We start from the raw sequence: 18,254 nt of genomic DNA, 5'->3' as shown, positions 1-18,254 counted from the left end.
GCCTGTCAGCTCGGCTCCAGCCCCGCCGCCGTCGCCGCCGTGCGGAGCAGGTCGTCGACCATCGCCGGGGTGAGCCGCCCGGTGTAGGTGTTGCGCGGGCTGACGTGGAAGCAGCCGTACAGGTGCAGTTCGGCGCCGCCGTCCGCGGCCGGGAGGACCGCGTGCGCGCCGTGCCCGAAGACCGGCTTCGGGCGGGGCACCCGCCAGCCCGCGGCCGCCAGCACCGGCAGCGCGGCCTGCCAGGCGAAGCCGCCGAGGGCGACCACCGCCCGTACCGTGGGCCGCAGTTGCTCGAACTCGCGGACGATCCACGGCCGGCAGGTGTCGCGTTCGGTGTTGCTGGGCTTGTTCTCCGGCGGCGCGCAGCGCACCGGGTCGGTGATCCGGACGCCGCGCAGCCGCAGGCCGTCGTCGCGCCAGTGCGACTCGGGCCGGTTCGCCAGCCCGAGCCGGTGCAGCGAGGCGTACAGCAGGTCGCCGGACGGGTCACCGGTGAAGATCCGGCCGGTGCGGTTGCCGCCGTGCGCGGCGGGGGCGAGGCCGACCAGCACCAGCCGGGCGTCGTGCGGACCGAAGCCGGGGATCGGCCGGGCCCAGTACTCCTGCTCGCGGAACGCCCGGCGCTTGGTCAGCGCGGTCTCCTCGCGCCAGGCCACCAGCCGCGGGCAGGCCCGGCAGTCGACCACCAGCGCGTCCAGTGCGGCGAGGTCCCGGGTGCGCGGCGCGAGGGCGGCGGGGTACCCGGGGTCGTTGGGGTCGTTGGGGTCGTTGGGGTCGGGCCGAGTGGGCAGGGCGGGCGGAGCGGGCGGTTCCATGGGCGGAATCCTACGGTCGGTGACCGGTCCGGGCCGGGAGGCCGCGGAGTAGCGTGGAGGGTGGAGGCACGGGTCCGGGCGCGGTCCGGACACCGGGCGGGTCGAGGCCGGTCGAGGCGGGTCGAGGTGACGGCGATGATCGTGGTCGACGCGTTGGTCGCGCTGCTGGTGCTGCTGGCGGTGTACGCCGGGCTGAGCGTGCGGCTGGTGCAGCAGACCCAGCGCGGGGTGGTGTTCCGGTTCGGCCGGGTGCTGGACGGGGTGCGCGGCCCCGGGCTGGCCCGGATCCTGCCGGTGGCGGACCGGCTGCGGCGGGTGAACGTGCAGATCATCACCATGCCGATCCCCGCCCAGGAGGGCATCACCCGGGACAACGTGACCGTCCGGGTGGACGCGGTGGTGTACTTCAAGGTGGTCGACCCGGTGAAGGCGATCGTCAACGTCCAGGACTACGGCTTCGCGATGTCGCAGGTCGCGCAGACCTCGCTGCGGTCGATCATCGGCAAGAGCGAGCTGGACGACCTGCTGGCCAACCGGGAGCCGATCAACCAGGGGCTCGAACTGATGCTGGACAGCCCGGCGCTGGGCTGGGGCATCCAGATCGACCGGGTCGAGATCAAGGACGTCGCGCTGCCCGAGTCGATGAAGCGCTCGATGGCCCGGCAGGCCGAGGCCGACCGGGAGCGGCGGGCCCGGATCATCACCGCGGACGGCGAGTTCCAGGCGTCCGCCCGGCTCTCGGAGGCCGCGAAGGTGATGTCCGCGACCCCCGCCGCGCTCCAACTGCGGCTGCTGCAGACGGTGGTGGAGGTCGCCGCGGAGAAGAACTCCACCCTGGTGCTGCCGTTCCCGGTGGAACTGCTGCGCTTCCTGGAGAGCGCCACCGACCGCGCCACCGCGCAGGCGGCCCGGATCGAACCGGTGCCGGGGTCGCAGCCGGGGCCGGAAGCGGGGTCGGACGAGGACGCCCGGGGCGTCGAGCAGTTGGAACTCCCGGTCGAACTCACCGCCGGCCCGGGCCCGTTGCGGGTCGCACCGCCGCACGCGGCCTGACCGGCCGCCCCGCCAGCGGTGGCGCCCCACCCCGGCCCGGGGCGAGCATGGGAGGGACGGACGTACCGTGCACGGGTCCGCCGTGCGCCAGCCATCCCGGGAGGTCCGGCCATGACCACCGCGAAAGAGATCATGCACCCCGGAGCGGAGTGCGTCACCGGCGAGCAGACCCTCGCCGAAGCCGCCCGGATCATGCGCGACCGCGGCGTCGGCGCGCTGCCGATCTGCGGCGACGGGCAGCAGCTGCTCGGCATCCTCACCGACCGCGACATCGTCCTCAAGTGCGTCGCCGAGGGCCGCGACCCCGCCGCCGTCCGCTGCCGCGAACTCGCCGTCGGACGCCCGATGGTGATCGAGGAGGACGAGGAGGCGGAACTCGTCCTCGCGCTCATGGAGGAGCACCGGGTGCGCCGCCTGCCGGTGATCAACCACCCCGACCACAAGCTGGTCGGCATGATCAGCGAGGCCGACATCGCCCGCGGCCTCTCCCAGGACCGCCTCGCCGAGTTCGTCACCACGATCACCGCGCGCTGAGCCGCGCGCTGAGCCGCGCGCGGCCCCCGGTTTCAGCCGGGGAACGCGTAGACGGTGGTCGCGTGCGCGACCGGGTCGTCCGGCGCGTCCGGGGTGGCCAGCGTGATGTCGGCGAACGCCATCCGGCGCCCCAGCTTGGTCAGCCGGGCGGTCACCAGCAGGTCGGTGCCCCGGGCCGGACGCTGGAAGGTGGTCGACAGCTGGACGGTGGTCATCGGCGCGAAACCGCCGAGCGCCGCCGACACCGCGATCACGGTCGCGGTGTCGGCCGCCGCCATCGCCTGCCCGCACAGCCCGCCGCCCTCCCGGGCCAGCCGGTCCGACCAGGGCAGCCGGAGCACCGCGTGGCGCCCGCCGGTCTCCAGCACGGTCAGGCCCAGCTCGCGGACCCAGGGCGCGACGTACTCGGCGAGGATCGCGTCCCCCTCGGCGGGACTGAGCCCGGACGGCTCGGCGGACGCGGTCAGTTCGACGGGCGCGCTGGGCTGCGCGGGCTCGGAGGGCTCGGACGGTTCGGGGGCGCGGGTGCCGGTGCCGGTGCTGGTCATGCCGCCGATGGTAGGGCGCGCCGATCACGCAGCGCCATGGCCCGCACACGCAGCGTGCGACGGGTCGTGGCGGTGGCGCGCACGGTGCATGGTGGTGAGGTGGGAGTGCGGCGGAGACTGGCCGGCCTGCTGAGCGAGTGGCGCACCGGACACCTGATGGTGCTGCTGCCGCTCGGCCTGATCGTGCTGATCTCCGCGATCGACATCTCGATCTCGCCGAACATCCACCTGGGCCCGCTGCTGGTGGTCGCCCCCGCGATCACCCCCTCCTTCGCGGGCACCCGGCTGACCGTGCTGATCGGCGTCCTCGCGCTGACCGCCCAGGCCGTCATCGCCGTCCTGCACGGCGGCCTGTTCACCCCCAACCACCAGGCCCAGCTGGCCGCGCTCGCGGTCGTCACCGGCGTCATCGTCGCCTACACCCGGATCCACGAGCGGCACGGCCGCGAACTCACCCGGGTCCGGACCGTCTCCGACGCCGTCCAGCACGTCCTGATGCGGCCGCTGCCCGACCACGCCGGGCCGCTGCGGATCGCCACCCGCTACCTCGCCGCCGAGGACGAGGCCCACGTCGGCGGCGACCTGTACGCGGCCGTCCGCACCCCGCACGCCACCCGGCTGCTGATCGGCGACGTCCGGGGCAAGGGCCTGCCCGCCGTCGGCGACGCCGCCGCGCTGCTCGGCGCGTTCCGCGAACTCGCCCACCGGCACGACGACCCCGCCGAACTCGCCGACGCCCTCGAAACGTCCTACCGCCGCCACCTCGCCGAACTCGCCGACAGCGGACAGGACGTCCAGGAGAACTTCGTCACCGCCCTCGTCCTCGACCTCCCCGACGACCGCTCCACCGCCCGCGTCGCCGACTGCGGTCACCCCCCGCCGCTGCTGCTCACCCCGACCGGCGCCCACCCGCTGCCGCTGCGCCGCACCGCCCCGCCGCTCGGCATGAGCGCGCTGGGCCCGGTCGACCGCCGCACCGAGGAGTTCGACTTCCCGCCCGGCGCCACCCTGCTCCTGCACACCGACGGCGTCACCGAGGCCCGCGACGCCGCCGACGCCTTCTACCCGCTGGCCGAGCGCGCCGCCGCGCTGCCCGCCGACACCCCCGACGTCCTGCTCGACGCCCTCCGCCGGGACCTGCTCGACCACGTCGGCGGCCACCTGTCGGACGACGCCGCGCTGATCGCCGTCACCCGCCCGCGCTGAACACCCCCGCTCCCCGGCTGTCCTGCTCCCCGGCTTCCCGGCTTCCCGGCTTCCCGGCGGGGGCTGTTCCCGCAGGTGGGGCGCTGGATAGGCTGGCCCCGCCCGCAGTCGCCCCCGGACCGGAGGAGCACGCCCGTGCAGCCGATCACCGACCGCCCGATCCGCTGGGGCGTCCTCGCCACCGGCGGCATCGCCACCTCCTTCGTCGAGGACCTGGCGGCCGTCCCCGGCGCCGAGGCGCTCGCCGTCGCCTCCCGGCGCGAGGACTCCGCCCGGGCCTTCGCCGACCGGCACGGCCTCCCGCGCGCGTACGGCAGTTGGCAGGAACTGGCGGCCGACCCCGAGGTGGACGTGGTGTACGTGGCGACGCCGCACTCCGCGCACCACCGGGCGGCCGCGCTGCTGCTGGAGGCCGGAAAGGCGGTGCTGTGCGAGAAGCCGTTCACGCTCAACGCCGCGGAGGCGGCCGAGCTGGTCGCGCTGGCCCGCAAGCGCGAGGTCTTCCTGATGGAGGCGATGTGGACGTACCTCGACCCGACCGTGCGGCGGATCGCCGCCCTGGTCGCGGACGGCGCCATCGGTGAAGTGCGCTCCGTGCAGGCCGAGTTCGGCTTCGCCACGGCGGAGGACCCGACCCACCGGCTGTGGGACCCGGCGGCCGGCGGCGGCGCGCTGCTCGACCTCGGGGTCTACCCGGTCGCGTTCGCCCACCTGCTGCTCGGCGCACCGGAGTCGGTGCAGGCCTGGGCCCGGCTGACCGACCTCGGGGTGGACGCCAACACCGGCATCCTGCTCGGCCACCCGGGCGGCGCGACCGCGCTGCTCTCCTGCTCGCTCGACGTGCAGTGCGGCCAGCGGGCCGCCGTCCAGGGCAGCACCGGCCGGATCGAGATCGACCGGGACTTCTTCCACCCCGCCGGGTTCACCCTGCACCGCGACGGCGCCGAACCGGAGGTCTTCACCGCCCCCGTGAAGACCGGCCACGGCTACGGCCTGGAGGCCGCCGAGGTGATGCGCTGCCTGCGGGCCGGCGAGACCGAGTCGCCGCTCGTCCCGCTGGACTCCACGCTCTCCGTGATGCGCACCCTGGACGCCGTCCGGGAACGGATCGGGGTGCGTTACCCGGGCGAGTGACCGGGCGGCTCCTCCGCCTGCTCGAAGGCCCGCAGCAGCACCTCCGCCAGGTGCGACGGCCGGGCCGACGGCTCAAGTTGGGTGAGCTGGGTCCGGCAGCTCAGGCCGTCGGCGAGCAGCAGCGTCCCGGGGTCGGCGGCCCGGACGGCCGGCAGCAGGGCGCGCTCGGCGGCGGCCACCGACACCTCCCAGTGGCCCCGCTCGAAGCCGAACGCGCCCGCCAGTCCGCAGCAGCCGGCGTCCAGTTCGCGGTTGTCCAGGCCGAGCCGGCCGGTGATCCGCCGGTCGGCACCGGTGCCCAGGACGGCGTGCTGGTGACAGTGCACCTGGGTCATCGCCCGGCCGGTCAACTCAGGTAGCTCGACGTCCTGTTCGTCCAGGAACTCGGCCAGCGTGCGGACCCGGGACGGCAGTTCGCCCGCGCCGTCGGGGAGCAGCCGGGGCCAGTCCGAGCGCAGGGTCGCGGTGCAGGACGGCTCCAGGCCCACCACCGGTAGCCCGGGCGGGAGTTCGCCCAGCGTCCGGGCCGAGCGGGCGGCCACCCGGCGGGCCAGGCCGAGCTGGCCGCTGGCGATCAGGGTCAGCCCGCAGCACACCGGCCCGGACGGCAGCAGCACCCGGAAGCCGAGCCGCTCCAGCACCAGGACGGCGGCCCTGGCCGGCGCCGGGTCGAGCAGTTCGGACATCGAGTCCGGCCACAGCAGCACCGCCGGGGCGTCCGGGCCCGTGCCCGGACCCGCACCCGTGCCGGCCGGAACCTGGTTCGCGGCCCGGTGGGCGCGGAACCAGGCGGTGAACCGGCGCTCCGGCAGTGCGGGCAGCGCGCGCCGCGGATCGATCCCGCCGAGCCGCTTCAGCACCGGCGCGCTGAACCGGCCGCGCAGCGCCGCGTTGGCCGCGCGCGGCGCCAGGTGCGCCAGGCGCAGCCACAGCGGCAGCCAGCCGAACGACAGGTGCGCGGCCGGGCGCGGCCGGAACCGGTAGTGGTGGTACAGGAATTCGGACCGGTAGGTCGCCATGTCCACGTGCACCGGGCAGTCGCTCGCGCAGCCCTTGCAGCCCAGGCAGAGGTCGAGCGCCTCGCGCACCTCGGGCGAGCGCCAGCCGTCGGCGACCAGCTCGCCGCGCAGCATCTCGCCGAGCAGCCGGGCCCGGCCCCGGGTCGAGTGCCGCTCCTCCCCGGTCACCATGTAGCTCGGGCACATCACCCCCGACGAGGTGTCCACGCACGTGCCGACACCCACGCAGCGGTGCACCGCCGACAGCAGACTGCCACCGTCCTCCGGGTAGGCCAGGGCGAGCGGCAACTCCCGCCCGGGGAACCGCAGATCGGCGTCCAGCGGGCGCGGGTCGACCAGCAGGCCCGGGTTGAGCAGGCCGTCCGGGTCCCAGATCCGCTTGAACCGGGCGAACAGGTCGATCACCTCCGGCGGGAACATCCGGGGCAGCAGCTCGCCCCGGGCCTGCCCGTCGCCGTGCTCGCCGGACAGCGAACCCCCGTGCGCCACCACCAGGTCCGCCGCCTCCAGCATGAACTCCCGGAACGCGGACGGGCGTTCGCGCAACGGGAAGTCCAGCCGCAGGTGCACGCAGCCCTCGCCGAAATGCCCGAACGGCACCCCGCGCAGCCCGTGCCGCTTCAGCAGCATCCGCAACTGCCGCAAGTACGAACCGAGTTGATTGACCGGGACGGCCGAGTCCTCCCAACCCGGCCAGGCCGCGCCGCCCGGCCGCCCGTCCGGCCCCGGCGGCAGCCGGGTGACGATCCCCGCGCCCGCCTCCCGGATCGCCCACAACGCCCGCTGCTCGCCCGGATCGGTCACCAGGGCCACCGCCGCCGACCGCTCCCGCCGCACTGCCGCCGCCAACTCCCGCGCCCGGTCGGCCGCTTCGGCCGCCGTCGGACCGCCGACCTCCAGGAACAGCCAGCACGCGCCGTCCGGCAGCCGGTCCAGCACCGGCGGACGCGGACCGGAGGCCAGCAGCGCCGCCACCAGGTCCGCCGCCATCCCCTCGCAGGTCAGCGGCGCCAGCGGGAGCAGCGCCGGCACCGCGTCCGCCGCCGCCGTCTCGTCCGGATAGCCCGCCACCACCAGCGCCCGGACGGCCGGCTCGGGCACCAGCCGCACCGTCGCGCCCAGCACCAGCGCGCACGTCCCCTCGGTGCCGGTGACCGCCCGCACCAGGTCGTACCCGCGCTCGGGCAGCAGCGCGTCCAGCGGGTAGCCCGAACCGCGCCGGGGCAGCACCGGCATCGCCCGGCGCAGCAGCGCCAGGTTGTCCGCGGCCAGCGCCTGCAACTCCCGGTGCAGCCGGCCCACCCGGCCCGGGGCGGCGGCCAGCGCGGCCCGCTCGGCGGGCGGCAGCGGGCCGGTGACGGACAGTTCGGTGCCGTCGGCCAGCAGCAGGTCGAGACCGTGTACGTTGTCGGAGGTCCGGCCCCAGGCGAGCGAGTGCGAGCCGCAGGCGTCGTTGCCGATCATCCCGCCGACCGTGCACCGGCTGTGGGTCGACGGATCGGGACCGAACCGCAACCCGAACGGCCGCGCCGCCCGCTGCAGTTCGTCCAACACCGCGCCCGGCTCGACCCGGGCGGTCCGCCGCTCCGGATCCACCTCCAGCACCCGCCCGAAATGCCGCCGGAAGTCCAACACCACCGCCCCCGGCCCGATCGCCTGCCCGCCGATGCTCGTCCCCGACCCCCGCGCCACCACCGGCACTCCGAACTCCCGGCACACCCGCAACGCCTCCCGCACGTCCCCCCGATCCGCCGGCTTCACCACCCCGCGCGGCACCTGCCGGTAGTTCGACGCGTCCTGCCCGTACACGGCACGCTCAGCGGTGTCGAACCGCACCTCCCCACGGACGGCGGCAGCGAGGGCACGGGCGAGATCGGAAGCCATGCCCCGATCATCCCAGCCGGGGGCGCCCCGGCGCGCCGGACGGCGTGTGGAATGCTCTCCGACATGCCCGAACACCCGTGCGCGAACGCCGCCGCCTGACCGCCCGTCGCCCGCCGCCGTTCCGACCGAACGCGTCGACGAGCGCCGACCGCCACGCAGAACGAGGAGCCGCCCGCGTGCCCGCCGAGACCCGCATCCGCCTGATCGAACCCGCCGACGCCGCCCCGATCGCCGCGCACCGGGCCCGGGACGCCGCGGCCTTCCGCCGCTGGGAGCCGGCCCAGTCGGCCGCGCTGCTGACCCCCGAGGGGCAGGCCGCCCGGATCGACCGGCTGCTGGCCGGCCACCGGGCCGGGACGGCCTGGCCGGCGGTGGTGCTCGCGGACGGCGAGGTGGTCGGGCAGGCCACCGTCAGCGGGATCCTGCCGCAGCCGCACCTGCGCCGCGCCACCGTCGGCTACTGGATCGCCACCACCGCCCAGCAGCGCGGCCACGCCGGCCGCGCGCTCGCCCTGCTGCTGCGCCTGATGACGGACGACCTCGGCCTGCACCGGGCCGAGGCGTCCACCCACCTGGAGAACCTGCCGTCCCAACGGGTGCTGCGCCGCAACGGGTTCACCCCGTACGGCGTCGCGCACTCCGCGATCCTGCTCGACGGCGCCTGGCAGGACTCGCTGCTGTGGGAACGGATCCTCGCCGAGTAGCCGGCGCCCGGTGAGTACTCCGGTGTGACGTGGTGATCCATCCGCTTGAGGAGTCGGCGAGTCGTTGCCGGTGGGGTGGCTGCGGCGGGCGGTGGCCTGGTGGTGTCCGCAGTCCGCGCACCCCCTGATGACCGCGCGGTGGCCGTTGCTGTTCCGGCCCGGCCCGGCCCGGCCCGGTTCCGGCGCGAGGTCGCGAGGTCGTGTTGGAGTGCTAGGCGTCGAGACCCAACGACCTGACCAACTGGGTGAGTTCGGCGTGGAAGAGCTTGTCGGGCGAGAGCGTCTGGGCGCGCAGGTGGCCGTAGACCTCCAGTGCGACCAGGCCGTGCAGGTGCCCCCAGATCCGCAGCGCCAGGGCCACCCCGGCCGGCGGTAGCGCGGGGAACGCCGGGCGGACCTTGTCGAGCAGGCCGGGGTCGAAGTCGTCCCAGCCGAAGTCGCCGTCCCCGTGCGACCGTTCGGCGCTGCCCCAGGCCGTGTCCGCCAGTGCGGCGATGCCGACGCAGACCCGCCGGGCGGCGTCCGGCGCGGCGCCGCCGGCCGGGGCCTGGTAGCCGGGGACGGGGTCGCCGTAGATCAGCCGGAAGCCCTCGGGGTTGGCCAGCGTCCAGTCGCGGAAGGCGTGTGCCCAGGTCTGTATCCGCTGCGCCGGGGCGTCCTGCGCGGAGGCGGCCCAGGCGGCGTCGACGGCGTCGGCGAGCGCGGTGTAGACGTCCGCGATGAGGGCGGTGACCAGGTCGTCGCGGGTGGCGAAGTAGCCGTAGATGGCGTTGGCGGTCATGCCCATCTCGCGGGCGATCGCCCGCAGGGTGATCGCGTCGGGGCCGCCCGAGCCCATCAACTCCAGTGCTGTGCGCTTGATCTCGGCGGTCGTCTCGGCCCGCAGTCGCTCGCGTCGTCCGGTGCTTCGGGTGCCTGCCACGGGGTCACTTTACAGCGTCACGGCATTGATTGCCGTACGCGAACTTCACGCCGTATAGTTTTCGTACGGTGTGCAGCAGAGCGCTGTCGCGCCACCGTTCGGCATGACCACGGCATGAATCAAGGGGAGAACCATGCACATCGGCGTCATCGGAGCCACCGGCACCATCGGCAGCCGGGTCGTCACCGAGGCCCTGGGGCGCGGACACCGCGTCACGGCGTTCAGCCGGGACGCCTCCGCGATCACCGACCGGCGGGAGAACCTCGACTGGGAGAGCGTCGACGTGCTGGACGCCGCGAGCATCGCCGCCGTCCTGCCTGGCCTGGACGTCCTGATCAGCGGCTTCCAGCCCGGGAACGCGGCGAAGGACTTCGCGGACACCGTCCAGCGCTCGATCGCGGACCCGACCGTCTACGCGGCAGCTGCCCGGGCCCTGCTCAAGGCCCTGGAGAGCCACCCCCGCACCCGGCTGATCGTCATCGGCGGCGCCGGCAGCCTGGAGATCGAGCCGGGTGTCGTCCGCGCCGACCACGAAGACCTCATCCACGCGTCGCTCGACGAACTCGGCCTGCCCCGCCAGTACGCCGCCGCCGTACGCGGCCACCGAGAGGCGCTGAACGTCCTGCGCGCCTCGAACCGGCTCTGGACCTACTTCAGCCCCGCCGAGCAGATCGCCCCCGGCGAGCGCACCGGCCGCTTCCGCATCGGCGGCGACCAGCCCGTGACCGACGCCGACGGCCTGAGCCGGATCTCGGCGGAGGACGCCGCGGTCGCCCTGGTGGACGAGGCGGAACTGCCTCGCTTCGTCCAACGCCGGTTCACCGCCGGCTACTGACTCGGCTGCTGACCCGCTGTCCGCAGGCCGGATCGGACCGCCCGCAACGCCCCGGTCCGGAGCGCCCACCGCGCTGACCCGATCGACCTGACCGTCCCGGAGATCCGCCACTACCGGCAGCGAATCGCCAACCCTTCGAGCGGACGGATCACGAAGTCGCAGCGGAGTATCAGGCCGGTTCGTCGCAGTGCACCACCCGGCCGTCCAGCACCGACCAGTGGCGCTGGCGGGTGCGCAGCGCCCAGGGCTCGTCCGCCCGGCGGAGGGCCTCGGCGGTCCACTCCCGGAGGGCCGGGAGCGCCTGCTCGCGCAGCAGCTCCCGGGCCGCGGCCCGCTCGGCGCTGGGGAGGTTGCCGACGCCGACCAGCACCTTGCCCCACCAGTCGGGGGTCTCGCCGTACGCGTAGTTCGAGCGGACCGTGCGGTTCCAGGTGGCGGAGAGCAACACCCGGCTCTCGGAGGGGTGTTCGTGGAACGAGAGGATCACGCCGTCCATCATCGGGTCGCCGAGGGCGGTGCGGACGTCGGTCGCGGTGAGCGGCCACGACCTGTTCCGGGGCAGCAGCCTGTTGCGGGCGGGCATGCGCCGAGCCTGGCAGACGGCGCGGCCGCCGCGCACGCGGTTTTCGGCGACCGGGGTGCCGGTACCCTGCCCGGACGGCGAGGAAGAAGCAACGGCCCGGGCGCGCCCTCGACATGCCCGAGGGCCTCGTGCTCTACCGGACCCCCGACCGCTGGCGGTTCTCGATCTTCTTCGCGGGGCAGGTCGGCATCGCCTGCGGCGGCCTCGCCGGAGTCGCGCCCACCGCCGGGCCCGCCGTCGCGCAGGACGCCTGCCACCGGCTGGCCGAGGAGACCGCGGGCCGGCCGCTGACGGTCGACTGGAGCGCGTCCGAGCGGCCCGACCGGTGGTACGGAGACGTCACCGCGGCCCCGCAGGGGTAGCCCCGGCCGGGGAGGGACGTCTCGCGGGGGCTTCAGGTGCCGTCGGGGGCGGTGGAGGGCTGCTGCGGGATCACCAGCTGGGCCGGGTCCGCGGGCTCCGGCCGGGGGAGTGGGGCGGCCGCCGGGGCGGGGGCAGTCGGGGCGACGGGCTGGATCTTGTCGTCGCGTTCGTCGTCGCCCGCGCCGTCCTTGGTGGTCAGGACGGTGTCGAAGACCTCGCGGAGCTTGTCGGTGGCCTGCTTGGAGAACAGTCCGCACAGTCCGGCGATCCCGGCGAAGCCGTACGGGTTGGTGGCGGTGCCGTCGGTGCCGTTGGCGAACAGGCCGCCGCGCAGCAGGAAGTAGACCAGCAGGGCGAGCGCGCCGCCGATCGCGGTGCGCAGCAGGTACCAGGGCAGCCAGCTGGGCAGCAGTTGGCGGTTGCCGGCGTAGGTGGCGAAGGAGGTGGCGGCGTGCACGAAGCTGCCGAGGCCGCTGGCGGCGAGGACGGCCAGCAGCATCGCGGTGTTGGAGGTCAGGTGCCAGGGGCCGAGGCCGAGCACCGTCCACGCCATCGGGTCGCCGGTCGGGGCGTGTTCGGCGGTCAGCGTGGTGAGCGGAGTCCAGACGCTGATCAGGACGGCCATGCAGATGAACGCCTCGGCCAGCAGCAGCGCACCGAGCAGCAGCAGCGTCCAGCCGGAAAGCTGTTGCTGGGGCGGCAGTTGGGCGGCCGAACCGGGGGTCGGCTCGCCGGCGGTCGCGGACGCGTCGGTGCTCGACGGGTCCGCGGCCGGGTCCGGCGTCGGGGCCGCTGACGGGGAAGCGGGGGAGGACATCGGGGAGTTCGCCTTCCGGTCCGGTGGTGCGTGCACGGAACTGGGCGCGGTCCTGCGGGGCGCGGGCGGACTCCGCTGTCCGCGCTGACGGACTCTACCCCCCGGGCCGGACGGACGGTGCGTCAGACGCCGGCGGACGGTGTGGCGGGCGGCGTGGCGAACAGGCCGGGCGTGGCGGCGCGTTCGGTCCTACCCGGCCCTACTCTGCCCTGCCAGGCGGCCGCTCAGCGGCGCCCGCCCGCCAGCCGGGAGAACTTGGCGACCTCGAAGGTGGCGTACGAATTCGAGGCCAGCAGCGAGAACTTGATGCCCTCGCGGCCCTCCGGGCGCCGGTACCCGTTCGGCAGGAAGCGCTTGTAGTGCTCGGCGGCGCGCTGGAAGAACTGCGGGCGCTCGGTGCGGGTCAGGCACCCCGGCAGGTCGAAGACGAACAGGTAGTGCCGGATCATCCTGGTGAACAGGTGCGGCCGCACCGTGTCGGTGACCGGTTCGGCCTCGGTGGGCTGGGCGTCGAGCAGTTCGAAGGTGCTCTCGTAGCGCTCGAACACGTCGAAGTGGGTGGCGCCCTCGCTGCCCGCCGGGTGCAGGGTGTGGCGGCGCCGGATGGTCACGCACTCGCGCTCCAGCACGGCGACCCGGGTGGCGGCCAGCAGGGAGCGGTGCACCGCCGAGACCTCCTCGTAGAAGCCGTCCGGGAAGGTCGGGATCGTCCCGCTGCGCATCAGCCGGTCCCAGGCGAGCGGCGGGGCGCCGAACAGTTCGGGGCGTTCGGCGGGGGAGAACACGTCGGGTCCGACGGCGGCCAGCAGTTCGGCGGCGTTGCCGGGCCAGAGCTTGCCCCGGTGCTCCCGGTTGTGGCCGAACAGCAGCACGTCGACCTCGCCGGTCTCGGCGAGCCGCGCGTCCATCGCCTCGAACGCGTCCTCCGGCAGCAGGTGGTCGGCGTCCAGGAACAGCAGGTACTCACCGCGGGCGTGCGCCGCCCCGGCCATCCGGGCCCGGCCGATGCCGGTCTCGGCCTCCAGGCGCAGGACCCGCACCCGGGCGTCGCGCAGTTCGTACGCCTCGACCAGCCGCTCCGGGGAGTGCTCGGACGGGGTCTGCACCACGATGATCTCGAACTCGCGGAAGGTCTGCCCGAGCAGCGAGTCGAGACATTCCTTCAGTTGTCCTTGTTCGTCGTAAGCGGGCAGCACGACGGTGATCAGTGGTGGGGCCATGGCCGGGAGGCTAGGGGCGGGGACAGCCTCAGGCAAAGGTCTGAAGCCGCACCAAAGCGGTGATACCGGACATCAGCCACGGGACGTTCGCAGAATCTTCACCGAACGGACATGACTATGCGCGGAAATGTCCGGATAGGGGACGGAACGCCGTGACTTGCTGACGTATCATCAGATGTTCGCACGGTGGTGGAGCTGCGAAGACACCGTGCGAACCTCCCCACGGGAACCGGTCAGTACCAGTTGTGCGACTGCCAGAACGACCACGCCGCGCACGGGCTGCCGTACGTCTCGTTCATGTACTGCAGGCCCCACTTGATCTGCGTCACCGGGTTGTCCCGCCAGTCCGCGCCCACCGACGCCATCTTCGAACCCGGCAGCGCCTGCATCAGCCCGTACGCCCCCGAGGACGCGTTCGTCGCGTGCACGTTCCAACTGCTCTCCCGCTCCACGATGTTCGAGAAGCACGACAACTGGCCGGCCGGCACGATCTGCGCCGCGATCTGCTGCGGCGTACCGCTGGAGGACGACGAACCCGACGCCGACGCCGACGCCGATGCGAACGGGGACGCGGACGCGGACGGGGTCGCCGACAGCGACGGACGCTGCTGCGCGCGGGACGCCGCCGAGGCCGACGCCGACGCCCGGGCCTTCGCCTCGGCCGACGCCTTGGCCTTCGCGGCGGCGGCCGAGGCCGAGGCCGACGCGGACGCGGATGCGCTGGCTTCCGCCTCCGCCTCCGCATCGGCCTGGGCCTGCGCCTGCGCGGAAGCGGAGGCAGAGGCGGCAGCCGCCGCGCTGGCCTCGGCCTCGGCCTGTGCGGAGGCGGAGGCGGCCGCCTCGGACGCGGCGGCCGCGCTGGCCTCGGCCGCAGCCCGGTCGGCGGCGGAGGCGGTGGCGGACTGGGCGGCGGTGGCGGCGTCCGCGGAGAGTCGCGGGCCGCCCGCCAGGGTCGGGTCCGCGGTGGTGGCGGTGGCGGCCGCGCCGGTGTTCTGCGGCAGTGCGAGCGCCAGCGTGGCGGTGCCGGCGACCGCGAAGGTGGCGATGCCCGTGACCAGGGCGGTCCGGTGGCGGCGGAGCTTCTCCGAAAGGGTCAGGGTCCTGCGGTGCTGCACGGCGACCTCTCCTCGCGCGGGGGGCCGGACGGCCGGGTGGACACGGTGGCCGCCGACCGGGGCGCGGGGCGCACCCGGCACGCGCGATGGCGGGAGCCCGGTGGTCGAACCGGCCGGGGCCCTGGCGGACGGGACATTCTTGGCAGACCCCGGAGGGCCGGACAATGCCCGCCGAAACTACGCCCCGTAGTAATCGGCCCGGTCGCCGTCCCGCCGCCACCCGGCCCCGTCCGCCCCCGCCCGTCCCGTCCGGCCGCCCACCCCGGGCGTCCCGGAGGCCCGCCGTCCCGCCGCCGAACTGCGACTTCGCGACCCGGCCGCCCCGGTCACCCCGTCCGGGAGACGCCGGAGCGGGCCCGGCCGCGCCGCGCCGTACACCAACTATCCGGGGCCGTAGACGGCCGCCCCCATGTGCGCGGGCTCACAGGGGGTGACCGGGAACCGGACCGCCGCGGGCACCGAGCGCACCCGGCCGGACACCCGCCGTCCGGCCCGCCGGGGGCGGCACGGATACTGGCCCCATGAAGATCGCGGTGGTGGTGCTCGGAGCGCTCGCGGCCCTCGGGGTGCTGGGGGCGGCGCACTGGTACATCTGGCGCCGGATGGTCCGCGACGTCTCCCGCCCCGGCGGCCGGTACCGGCGGATCGGGACCGCCCTGGCGATCGCGCTGCCCGTCTGCATGCTGCTGGCGGCCGTCGGCGGACGGGCCTTCCCGCTCGCCGTCGAGCGCTGGTTCGCCTGGCCCGGCTACCTCTGGATGGCCGTCAGCATCTACCTGCTCTTCGCCCTGCTGGCCGGCGAGGCCGTACGCCCGCTGCTGCGCCGCCTCCGCCGGGCACCCGCGACCGCGACCGCGGCCGTCCCCGCCGCCGAGTCGGTGACCGTCCCGCCGTCCCTGTCCCCGTCCCCGTCGCCTTCTCCGTCCTCTTCTCCGTCTCCGCTCGCCCCCGCCGGGCCCGCCGCCCGCCCGGACGCCGACGCCGCGCGCCGGCTGTTCGTCTCCCGGGTGGTGGCGGGCGGCGCGGCGGCGGTGGCCGTCGGCGTGGTCGGCAACGGCATGTACGGGGTGCTGCGCGGGCCGCGGCTCAAGCAGGTGACGGTGCCGCTGGCCAAGCTGCCGCGCGCCGCGCACGGCTACCGGATCGCGGTGGTCAGCGACATCCACCTCGGGCCGATCCTCGGCACGGCGCACACCCGCCGGATCGTCGACACCATCAACGCCGCCCAGCCCGACCTGATCACCGTGGTCGGCGACCTGGTCGACGGCACCGTGCCCGAACTCGGCCCGGCCGCCCGCCCGCTGGCCGACCTGCGGGCCAAGGACGGGGCGTACTTCGTCACCGGCAACCACGAGTACTTCTCGGGTGCCGCGCCCTGGGTGGAGTTCGTCCGCGAGCTGGGCGTGCACCCGCTGGAGAACGACCGGGTCGAGCTGCCCTGGTTCGACCTGGCGGGCGTCAACGACATCGCCGGCACCGCGCAGGGCCAGGGCCCGGACTACGACCGGGCGCTCGGCGACCGCGACCGGGCCCGCGCCGCCGTGCTGATGGCCCACCAGCCGGTCACCGTCCACGACAGCGTCCGGCACGGCGTCGACCTCCAACTCTCCGGCCACACCCACGGCGGACAGCTCTGGCCCGGCAACTACCTCGCCGAACTCGCCAACCCGACCGTCGCCGGCCTGGAACGCTACGGCGACACCCAGCTCTACGTCACCCGCGGCGCGGGCGCCTGGGGCCCGCCGGTCCGGGTCGGCGCGCCGTCCGACATCACGATCGTCACCCTCGCCTCGCTCCAAGCCTGAACGCGGGCCCCGCCGCTCAGCGGTCTGCGTTCCGGGCTCCTGGCTCCTGGCTCCGGGAGCCGCGGATCAGGGACACAACGGCTCAGGGGCCCGGGTGCAGCGGGCCCAGTGAGGCGAGCAGGGCGTCGTCCAGGGGTGCTCCCAGGCGGCCAGGCTGAGGTGGGTGTGCTCCCAGTCGAAGGTGAGCAGGCCGATCCGGCGGTCCGGCCAGAGGTGCCGGACGCCCGGGCGGGGCAGACCGGTGACGGTGAGCGTGGTCTCCTCCCGCCGGGTCGGGCCGAGCAGGACGGCGCGCTCCGGCCGGCCCGGGTGGCCGAGCAGGTTGCGCAGCGCCGCCTCGCTCTGGTCGCGCACGGCGGACTGGGCGAAGACCAGGACGGGGGCGGAGCGGCGCCCGCCGGCGAGGTAGCTGTGCACCACCGAGCGGGCGGCCGCCCGATCCGCGCCGCTGCCGCCGGTGACGGTCATCCCCCGGCCGCCGCTCCAGCCGGGGATGCCGAGGACCTGAAGTCCGTCATCGCGCCTCCGTTCACCGCTACTTGCCACCCTGCCGCCGACCGTACCGGACCACTCGCCCCAGCGGCTCGCTCAGCTCGACGGCGCGCAGCGCGGCGGCGAGCGCGAGCGGATCGCCGACGTCCAGCGCGGTGTCGGTCAGCTTGACGACGTGCTCGTCACCGTGCGCCAGCGCCCGCTCCAGCACCTCCTCGGCCGAGCGGACGCCGGACGCGGCCCGGCGGGTCGCGGGCGGAGCGTCCGGAGCCTCCGGCCCGGTCGGCGCGTCCGGCCCGGTCGGCGCGTACATCGCGGTGACCGCGGCGGAGGCCGTCCAGGCGGCGCGCAGGCTCGGCCCCCAGAGTGGAGGGGGGAGCGCGGGTAGCACCCGCAGGACGGCGTTGGGCGCGGTGGCCGCGTGCACCAGCATGGTCGGCTCGCCGTGGCCGTGGGTCGCGTACCGGTGGGTCGCGGCCCGGACGAGTTCGGCCAGCCGCTGCCGGACCTCGTCCGGGCCGGTGCCGGCGGGCGTCCAGTCGGGCAGCGCCGTGACGCGCTCCAGCCGCTGCGGGAAGCCGCCGGTCCGCTCGGCGATCGGCGGCACGGCGTCGAGCGCGGCCGCCGCGCTCCCGGTGACCGGCGGGCCGAGCGGTGCGGCGCGCGGCACGGCGAGCGGGCGGTGCCGGGCGGCCCAGTAGCCCAGCCCGTGGGCGAGTTCGGCCAGCCTGGGCCCGCTCGCGGTACCGCTGGCGGTACCGTCCGCCGACCCGCCGGAGAGAGAGCGGACGGCGTGCCCGACCCGGATCACCGGGTGCGTCGAGCCGCCGTACAGGCCCGGCAGCAGCACCGGCCACCAGCGGGCCAGCACCGCGCGCCAGGGCTGTTCGGCCAGCTCCCGCCCGAAGTGGTCGATCCAGTCGGCGATCCGGCGCGGATCGCCCAGCGCGCGCCGCTGCTCCTCGGGGCCCGCGATCGGCTCGACCCGCGCCGGGAACTCCTCCAGCCGGTCCGCGTACCGGTCGAGCCAGCCGTGCACCGCGTCCGCCCGCCCCCGGGCGGCCAGCGCCTCGACCGCCATCGGCGCGTGGTTGGTGAGCCGCCCGAGCCGTTCGGGCCCGCAGGCGTGCAGGCGCTGGAGGGCCTCGTCGAGCGTTCCCGTGCTGTCCCCGACCGTGTCCATGGACAGGACGGTAGACGCGGTC

The 18,254-nt window shown here is 75.2% G+C and carries 18 protein-coding genes; 8 read left to right on the top strand and 10 right to left on the bottom strand.

Going from position 1 to position 18,254, the window contains the following annotated elements; translation table 11 throughout:
* Positions 1-5: 5 nt before the first annotated feature.
* Entirely contained in the window at positions 6-815 is an 810-nt protein-coding gene (locus tag KSE_RS01705; protein WP_014133523.1) for a uracil-DNA glycosylase, read from the bottom strand.
* Between the two features lie 135 nt (positions 816-950).
* Here KSE_RS01705 and KSE_RS01700 point away from each other — a divergent pair, with 135 nt between their 5' ends.
* Positions 951-1,868 (top strand): slipin family protein, encoded by a 918-nt coding sequence (locus tag KSE_RS01700; RefSeq protein WP_081539291.1) that lies wholly within the window; start codon positions 951-953, stop codon positions 1,866-1,868.
* A 111-nt stretch (positions 1,869-1,979) separates the two neighbouring features.
* Positions 1,980-2,402, top strand: coding sequence for a CBS domain-containing protein (locus KSE_RS01695; protein WP_014133521.1), 423 nt, complete (start codon positions 1,980-1,982; stop codon positions 2,400-2,402).
* Positions 2,403-2,434: 32 nt separating this feature from the next.
* Here the strand turns inward: KSE_RS01695 and KSE_RS01690 are convergent, their stop codons facing one another.
* Positions 2,435-2,950 (bottom strand): PaaI family thioesterase, encoded by a 516-nt coding sequence (locus KSE_RS01690; RefSeq protein ID WP_014133520.1) that lies wholly within the window; start codon positions 2,948-2,950, stop codon positions 2,435-2,437.
* 105 nt (positions 2,951-3,055) lie between these two features.
* Here KSE_RS01690 and KSE_RS01685 point away from each other — a divergent pair, with 105 nt between their 5' ends.
* Both KSE_RS01685 and KSE_RS01680 read left to right on the top strand, forming a co-directional pair.
* Positions 3,056-4,156 carry a PP2C family protein-serine/threonine phosphatase gene (locus KSE_RS01685; RefSeq protein WP_014133519.1) on the top strand — a complete coding sequence of 367 codons (1,101 nt, stop codon included), beginning with the start codon at positions 3,056-3,058 and terminating at the stop codon, positions 4,154-4,156.
* A gap of 135 nt (positions 4,157-4,291) precedes the next feature.
* Positions 4,292-5,290 carry a Gfo/Idh/MocA family protein gene (locus tag KSE_RS01680; protein ID WP_014133518.1) on the top strand — a complete coding sequence of 333 codons (999 nt, stop codon included), beginning with the start codon at positions 4,292-4,294 and terminating at the stop codon, positions 5,288-5,290.
* Here KSE_RS01680 and KSE_RS01675 read toward each other — a convergent pair.
* Positions 5,275-8,193, bottom strand: a complete 2,919-nt coding sequence (locus KSE_RS01675) for an FAD-binding and (Fe-S)-binding domain-containing protein (protein ID WP_014133517.1) — start codon at positions 8,191-8,193, stop codon at positions 5,275-5,277. The genes KSE_RS01680 and KSE_RS01675 overlap by 16 nt on opposite strands.
* A 176-nt stretch (positions 8,194-8,369) precedes the next feature.
* Between KSE_RS01675 and KSE_RS01670 the strand changes: the two genes are divergently transcribed.
* Positions 8,370-8,897: a GNAT family N-acetyltransferase gene (locus KSE_RS01670; protein WP_014133516.1), complete on the top strand. Its 528-nt coding sequence runs from the start codon at positions 8,370-8,372 to the stop codon at positions 8,895-8,897.
* Positions 8,898-9,108: 211 nt separating this feature from the next.
* On the opposite strand, the gene KSE_RS01665 is transcribed toward KSE_RS01670, so the two are convergent.
* Complete coding sequence (locus KSE_RS01665) at positions 9,109-9,819, bottom strand: TetR/AcrR family transcriptional regulator (RefSeq protein WP_014133515.1); 711 nt, start codon at positions 9,817-9,819, stop codon at positions 9,109-9,111.
* Positions 9,820-9,952: 133 nt separating this feature from the next.
* Between KSE_RS01665 and KSE_RS01660 the strand changes: the two genes are divergently transcribed.
* Positions 9,953-10,654: an NAD(P)-dependent oxidoreductase gene (locus KSE_RS01660; protein ID WP_014133514.1), complete on the top strand. Its 702-nt coding sequence runs from the start codon at positions 9,953-9,955 to the stop codon at positions 10,652-10,654.
* Between the two features lie 169 nt (positions 10,655-10,823).
* Here the strand turns inward: KSE_RS01660 and KSE_RS01655 are convergent, their stop codons facing one another.
* A complete protein-coding gene (locus tag KSE_RS01655; RefSeq protein WP_033258964.1) occupies positions 10,824-11,237 on the bottom strand; it encodes a hypothetical protein in 414 nt (137 codons plus the stop codon).
* A 113-nt stretch (positions 11,238-11,350) separates the two neighbouring features.
* Here KSE_RS01655 and KSE_RS01650 point away from each other — a divergent pair, with 113 nt between their 5' ends.
* Positions 11,351-11,599: a hypothetical protein gene (locus tag KSE_RS01650; RefSeq protein WP_033258938.1), complete on the top strand. Its 249-nt coding sequence runs from the start codon at positions 11,351-11,353 to the stop codon at positions 11,597-11,599.
* Positions 11,600-11,631: 32 nt separating this feature from the next.
* Here the strand turns inward: KSE_RS01650 and KSE_RS43505 are convergent, their stop codons facing one another.
* From KSE_RS43505 to KSE_RS42600, 3 genes are all read right to left on the bottom strand, one after another.
* The gene (locus KSE_RS43505; RefSeq protein ID WP_051055085.1) at positions 11,632-12,417 is read right to left on the bottom strand and encodes a hypothetical protein; all 786 of its coding nucleotides are present in this window, start codon (positions 12,415-12,417) and stop codon (positions 11,632-11,634) included.
* A gap of 224 nt (positions 12,418-12,641) precedes the next feature.
* A complete protein-coding gene (locus KSE_RS01640) occupies positions 12,642-13,637 on the bottom strand; it encodes a glycosyltransferase family 2 protein (RefSeq protein WP_014133510.1) in 996 nt (331 codons plus the stop codon).
* 233 nt (positions 13,638-13,870) lie between these two features.
* Positions 13,871-14,752 (bottom strand): aggregation-promoting factor C-terminal-like domain-containing protein, encoded by an 882-nt coding sequence (locus tag KSE_RS42600; protein ID WP_051055084.1) that lies wholly within the window; start codon positions 14,750-14,752, stop codon positions 13,871-13,873.
* A 521-nt stretch (positions 14,753-15,273) separates the two neighbouring features.
* Between KSE_RS42600 and KSE_RS01630 the strand changes: the two genes are divergently transcribed.
* A complete protein-coding gene (locus KSE_RS01630; RefSeq protein WP_014133508.1) occupies positions 15,274-16,557 on the top strand; it encodes a metallophosphoesterase in 1,284 nt (427 codons plus the stop codon).
* 66 nt (positions 16,558-16,623) lie between these two features.
* On the opposite strand, the gene KSE_RS01625 is transcribed toward KSE_RS01630, so the two are convergent.
* Together KSE_RS01625 and KSE_RS01620 are read right to left on the bottom strand one after the other, a co-directional pair.
* Positions 16,624-17,025 carry a hypothetical protein gene (locus KSE_RS01625; protein ID WP_014133507.1) on the bottom strand — a complete coding sequence of 134 codons (402 nt, stop codon included), beginning with the start codon at positions 17,023-17,025 and terminating at the stop codon, positions 16,624-16,626.
* A 67-nt stretch (positions 17,026-17,092) separates the two neighbouring features.
* Complete coding sequence (locus KSE_RS01620) at positions 17,093-18,232, bottom strand: questin oxidase family protein (RefSeq protein WP_014133506.1); 1,140 nt, start codon at positions 18,230-18,232, stop codon at positions 17,093-17,095.
* Between the last annotated feature and the right edge of the window lie 22 nt (positions 18,233-18,254).

The organism is Kitasatospora setae KM-6054 (assembly GCF_000269985.1).
GTDB classification, from domain to species: domain Bacteria; phylum Actinomycetota; class Actinomycetes; order Streptomycetales; family Streptomycetaceae; genus Kitasatospora; species Kitasatospora setae.
Note: the sequence above shows the minus strand (reverse complement) of the source record. Positions and strands in the feature narration are given on the sequence as shown.

Excerpts from the sequence above, each read along its gene's own strand:
- KSE_RS01705 (WP_014133523.1), bottom strand. The coding sequence starts at position 815 with ATGGAACCGCCCGCTCCGCCCGCCCTGCCCACTCGGCCCGACCCCAAC.
- KSE_RS01700 (WP_081539291.1), top strand. The coding sequence starts at position 951 with ATGATCGTGGTCGACGCGTTGGTCGCGCTGCTGGTGCTGCTGGCGGTG.
- KSE_RS01695 (WP_014133521.1), top strand. The coding sequence starts at position 1,980 with ATGACCACCGCGAAAGAGATCATGCACCCCGGAGCGGAGTGCGTCACC.
- KSE_RS01690 (WP_014133520.1), bottom strand. The coding sequence starts at position 2,950 with ATGACCAGCACCGGCACCGGCACCCGCGCCCCCGAACCGTCCGAGCCC.
- KSE_RS01675 (WP_014133517.1), bottom strand. The coding sequence starts at position 8,193 with ATGGCTTCCGATCTCGCCCGTGCCCTCGCTGCCGCCGTCCGTGGGGAG.
- KSE_RS01660 (WP_014133514.1), top strand. The coding sequence starts at position 9,953 with ATGCACATCGGCGTCATCGGAGCCACCGGCACCATCGGCAGCCGGGTC.
- KSE_RS01655 (WP_033258964.1), bottom strand. The coding sequence starts at position 11,237 with ATGCCCGCCCGCAACAGGCTGCTGCCCCGGAACAGGTCGTGGCCGCTC.
- KSE_RS01650 (WP_033258938.1), top strand. The coding sequence starts at position 11,351 with ATGCCCGAGGGCCTCGTGCTCTACCGGACCCCCGACCGCTGGCGGTTC.
- KSE_RS43505 (WP_051055085.1), bottom strand. The coding sequence starts at position 12,417 with ATGTCCTCCCCCGCTTCCCCGTCAGCGGCCCCGACGCCGGACCCGGCC.
- KSE_RS01640 (WP_014133510.1), bottom strand. The coding sequence starts at position 13,637 with ATGGCCCCACCACTGATCACCGTCGTGCTGCCCGCTTACGACGAACAA.
- KSE_RS01630 (WP_014133508.1), top strand. The coding sequence starts at position 15,274 with ATGAAGATCGCGGTGGTGGTGCTCGGAGCGCTCGCGGCCCTCGGGGTG.
- KSE_RS01625 (WP_014133507.1), bottom strand. The coding sequence starts at position 17,025 with ATGACCGTCACCGGCGGCAGCGGCGCGGATCGGGCGGCCGCCCGCTCG.
- KSE_RS01620 (WP_014133506.1), bottom strand. The coding sequence starts at position 18,232 with ATGGACACGGTCGGGGACAGCACGGGAACGCTCGACGAGGCCCTCCAG.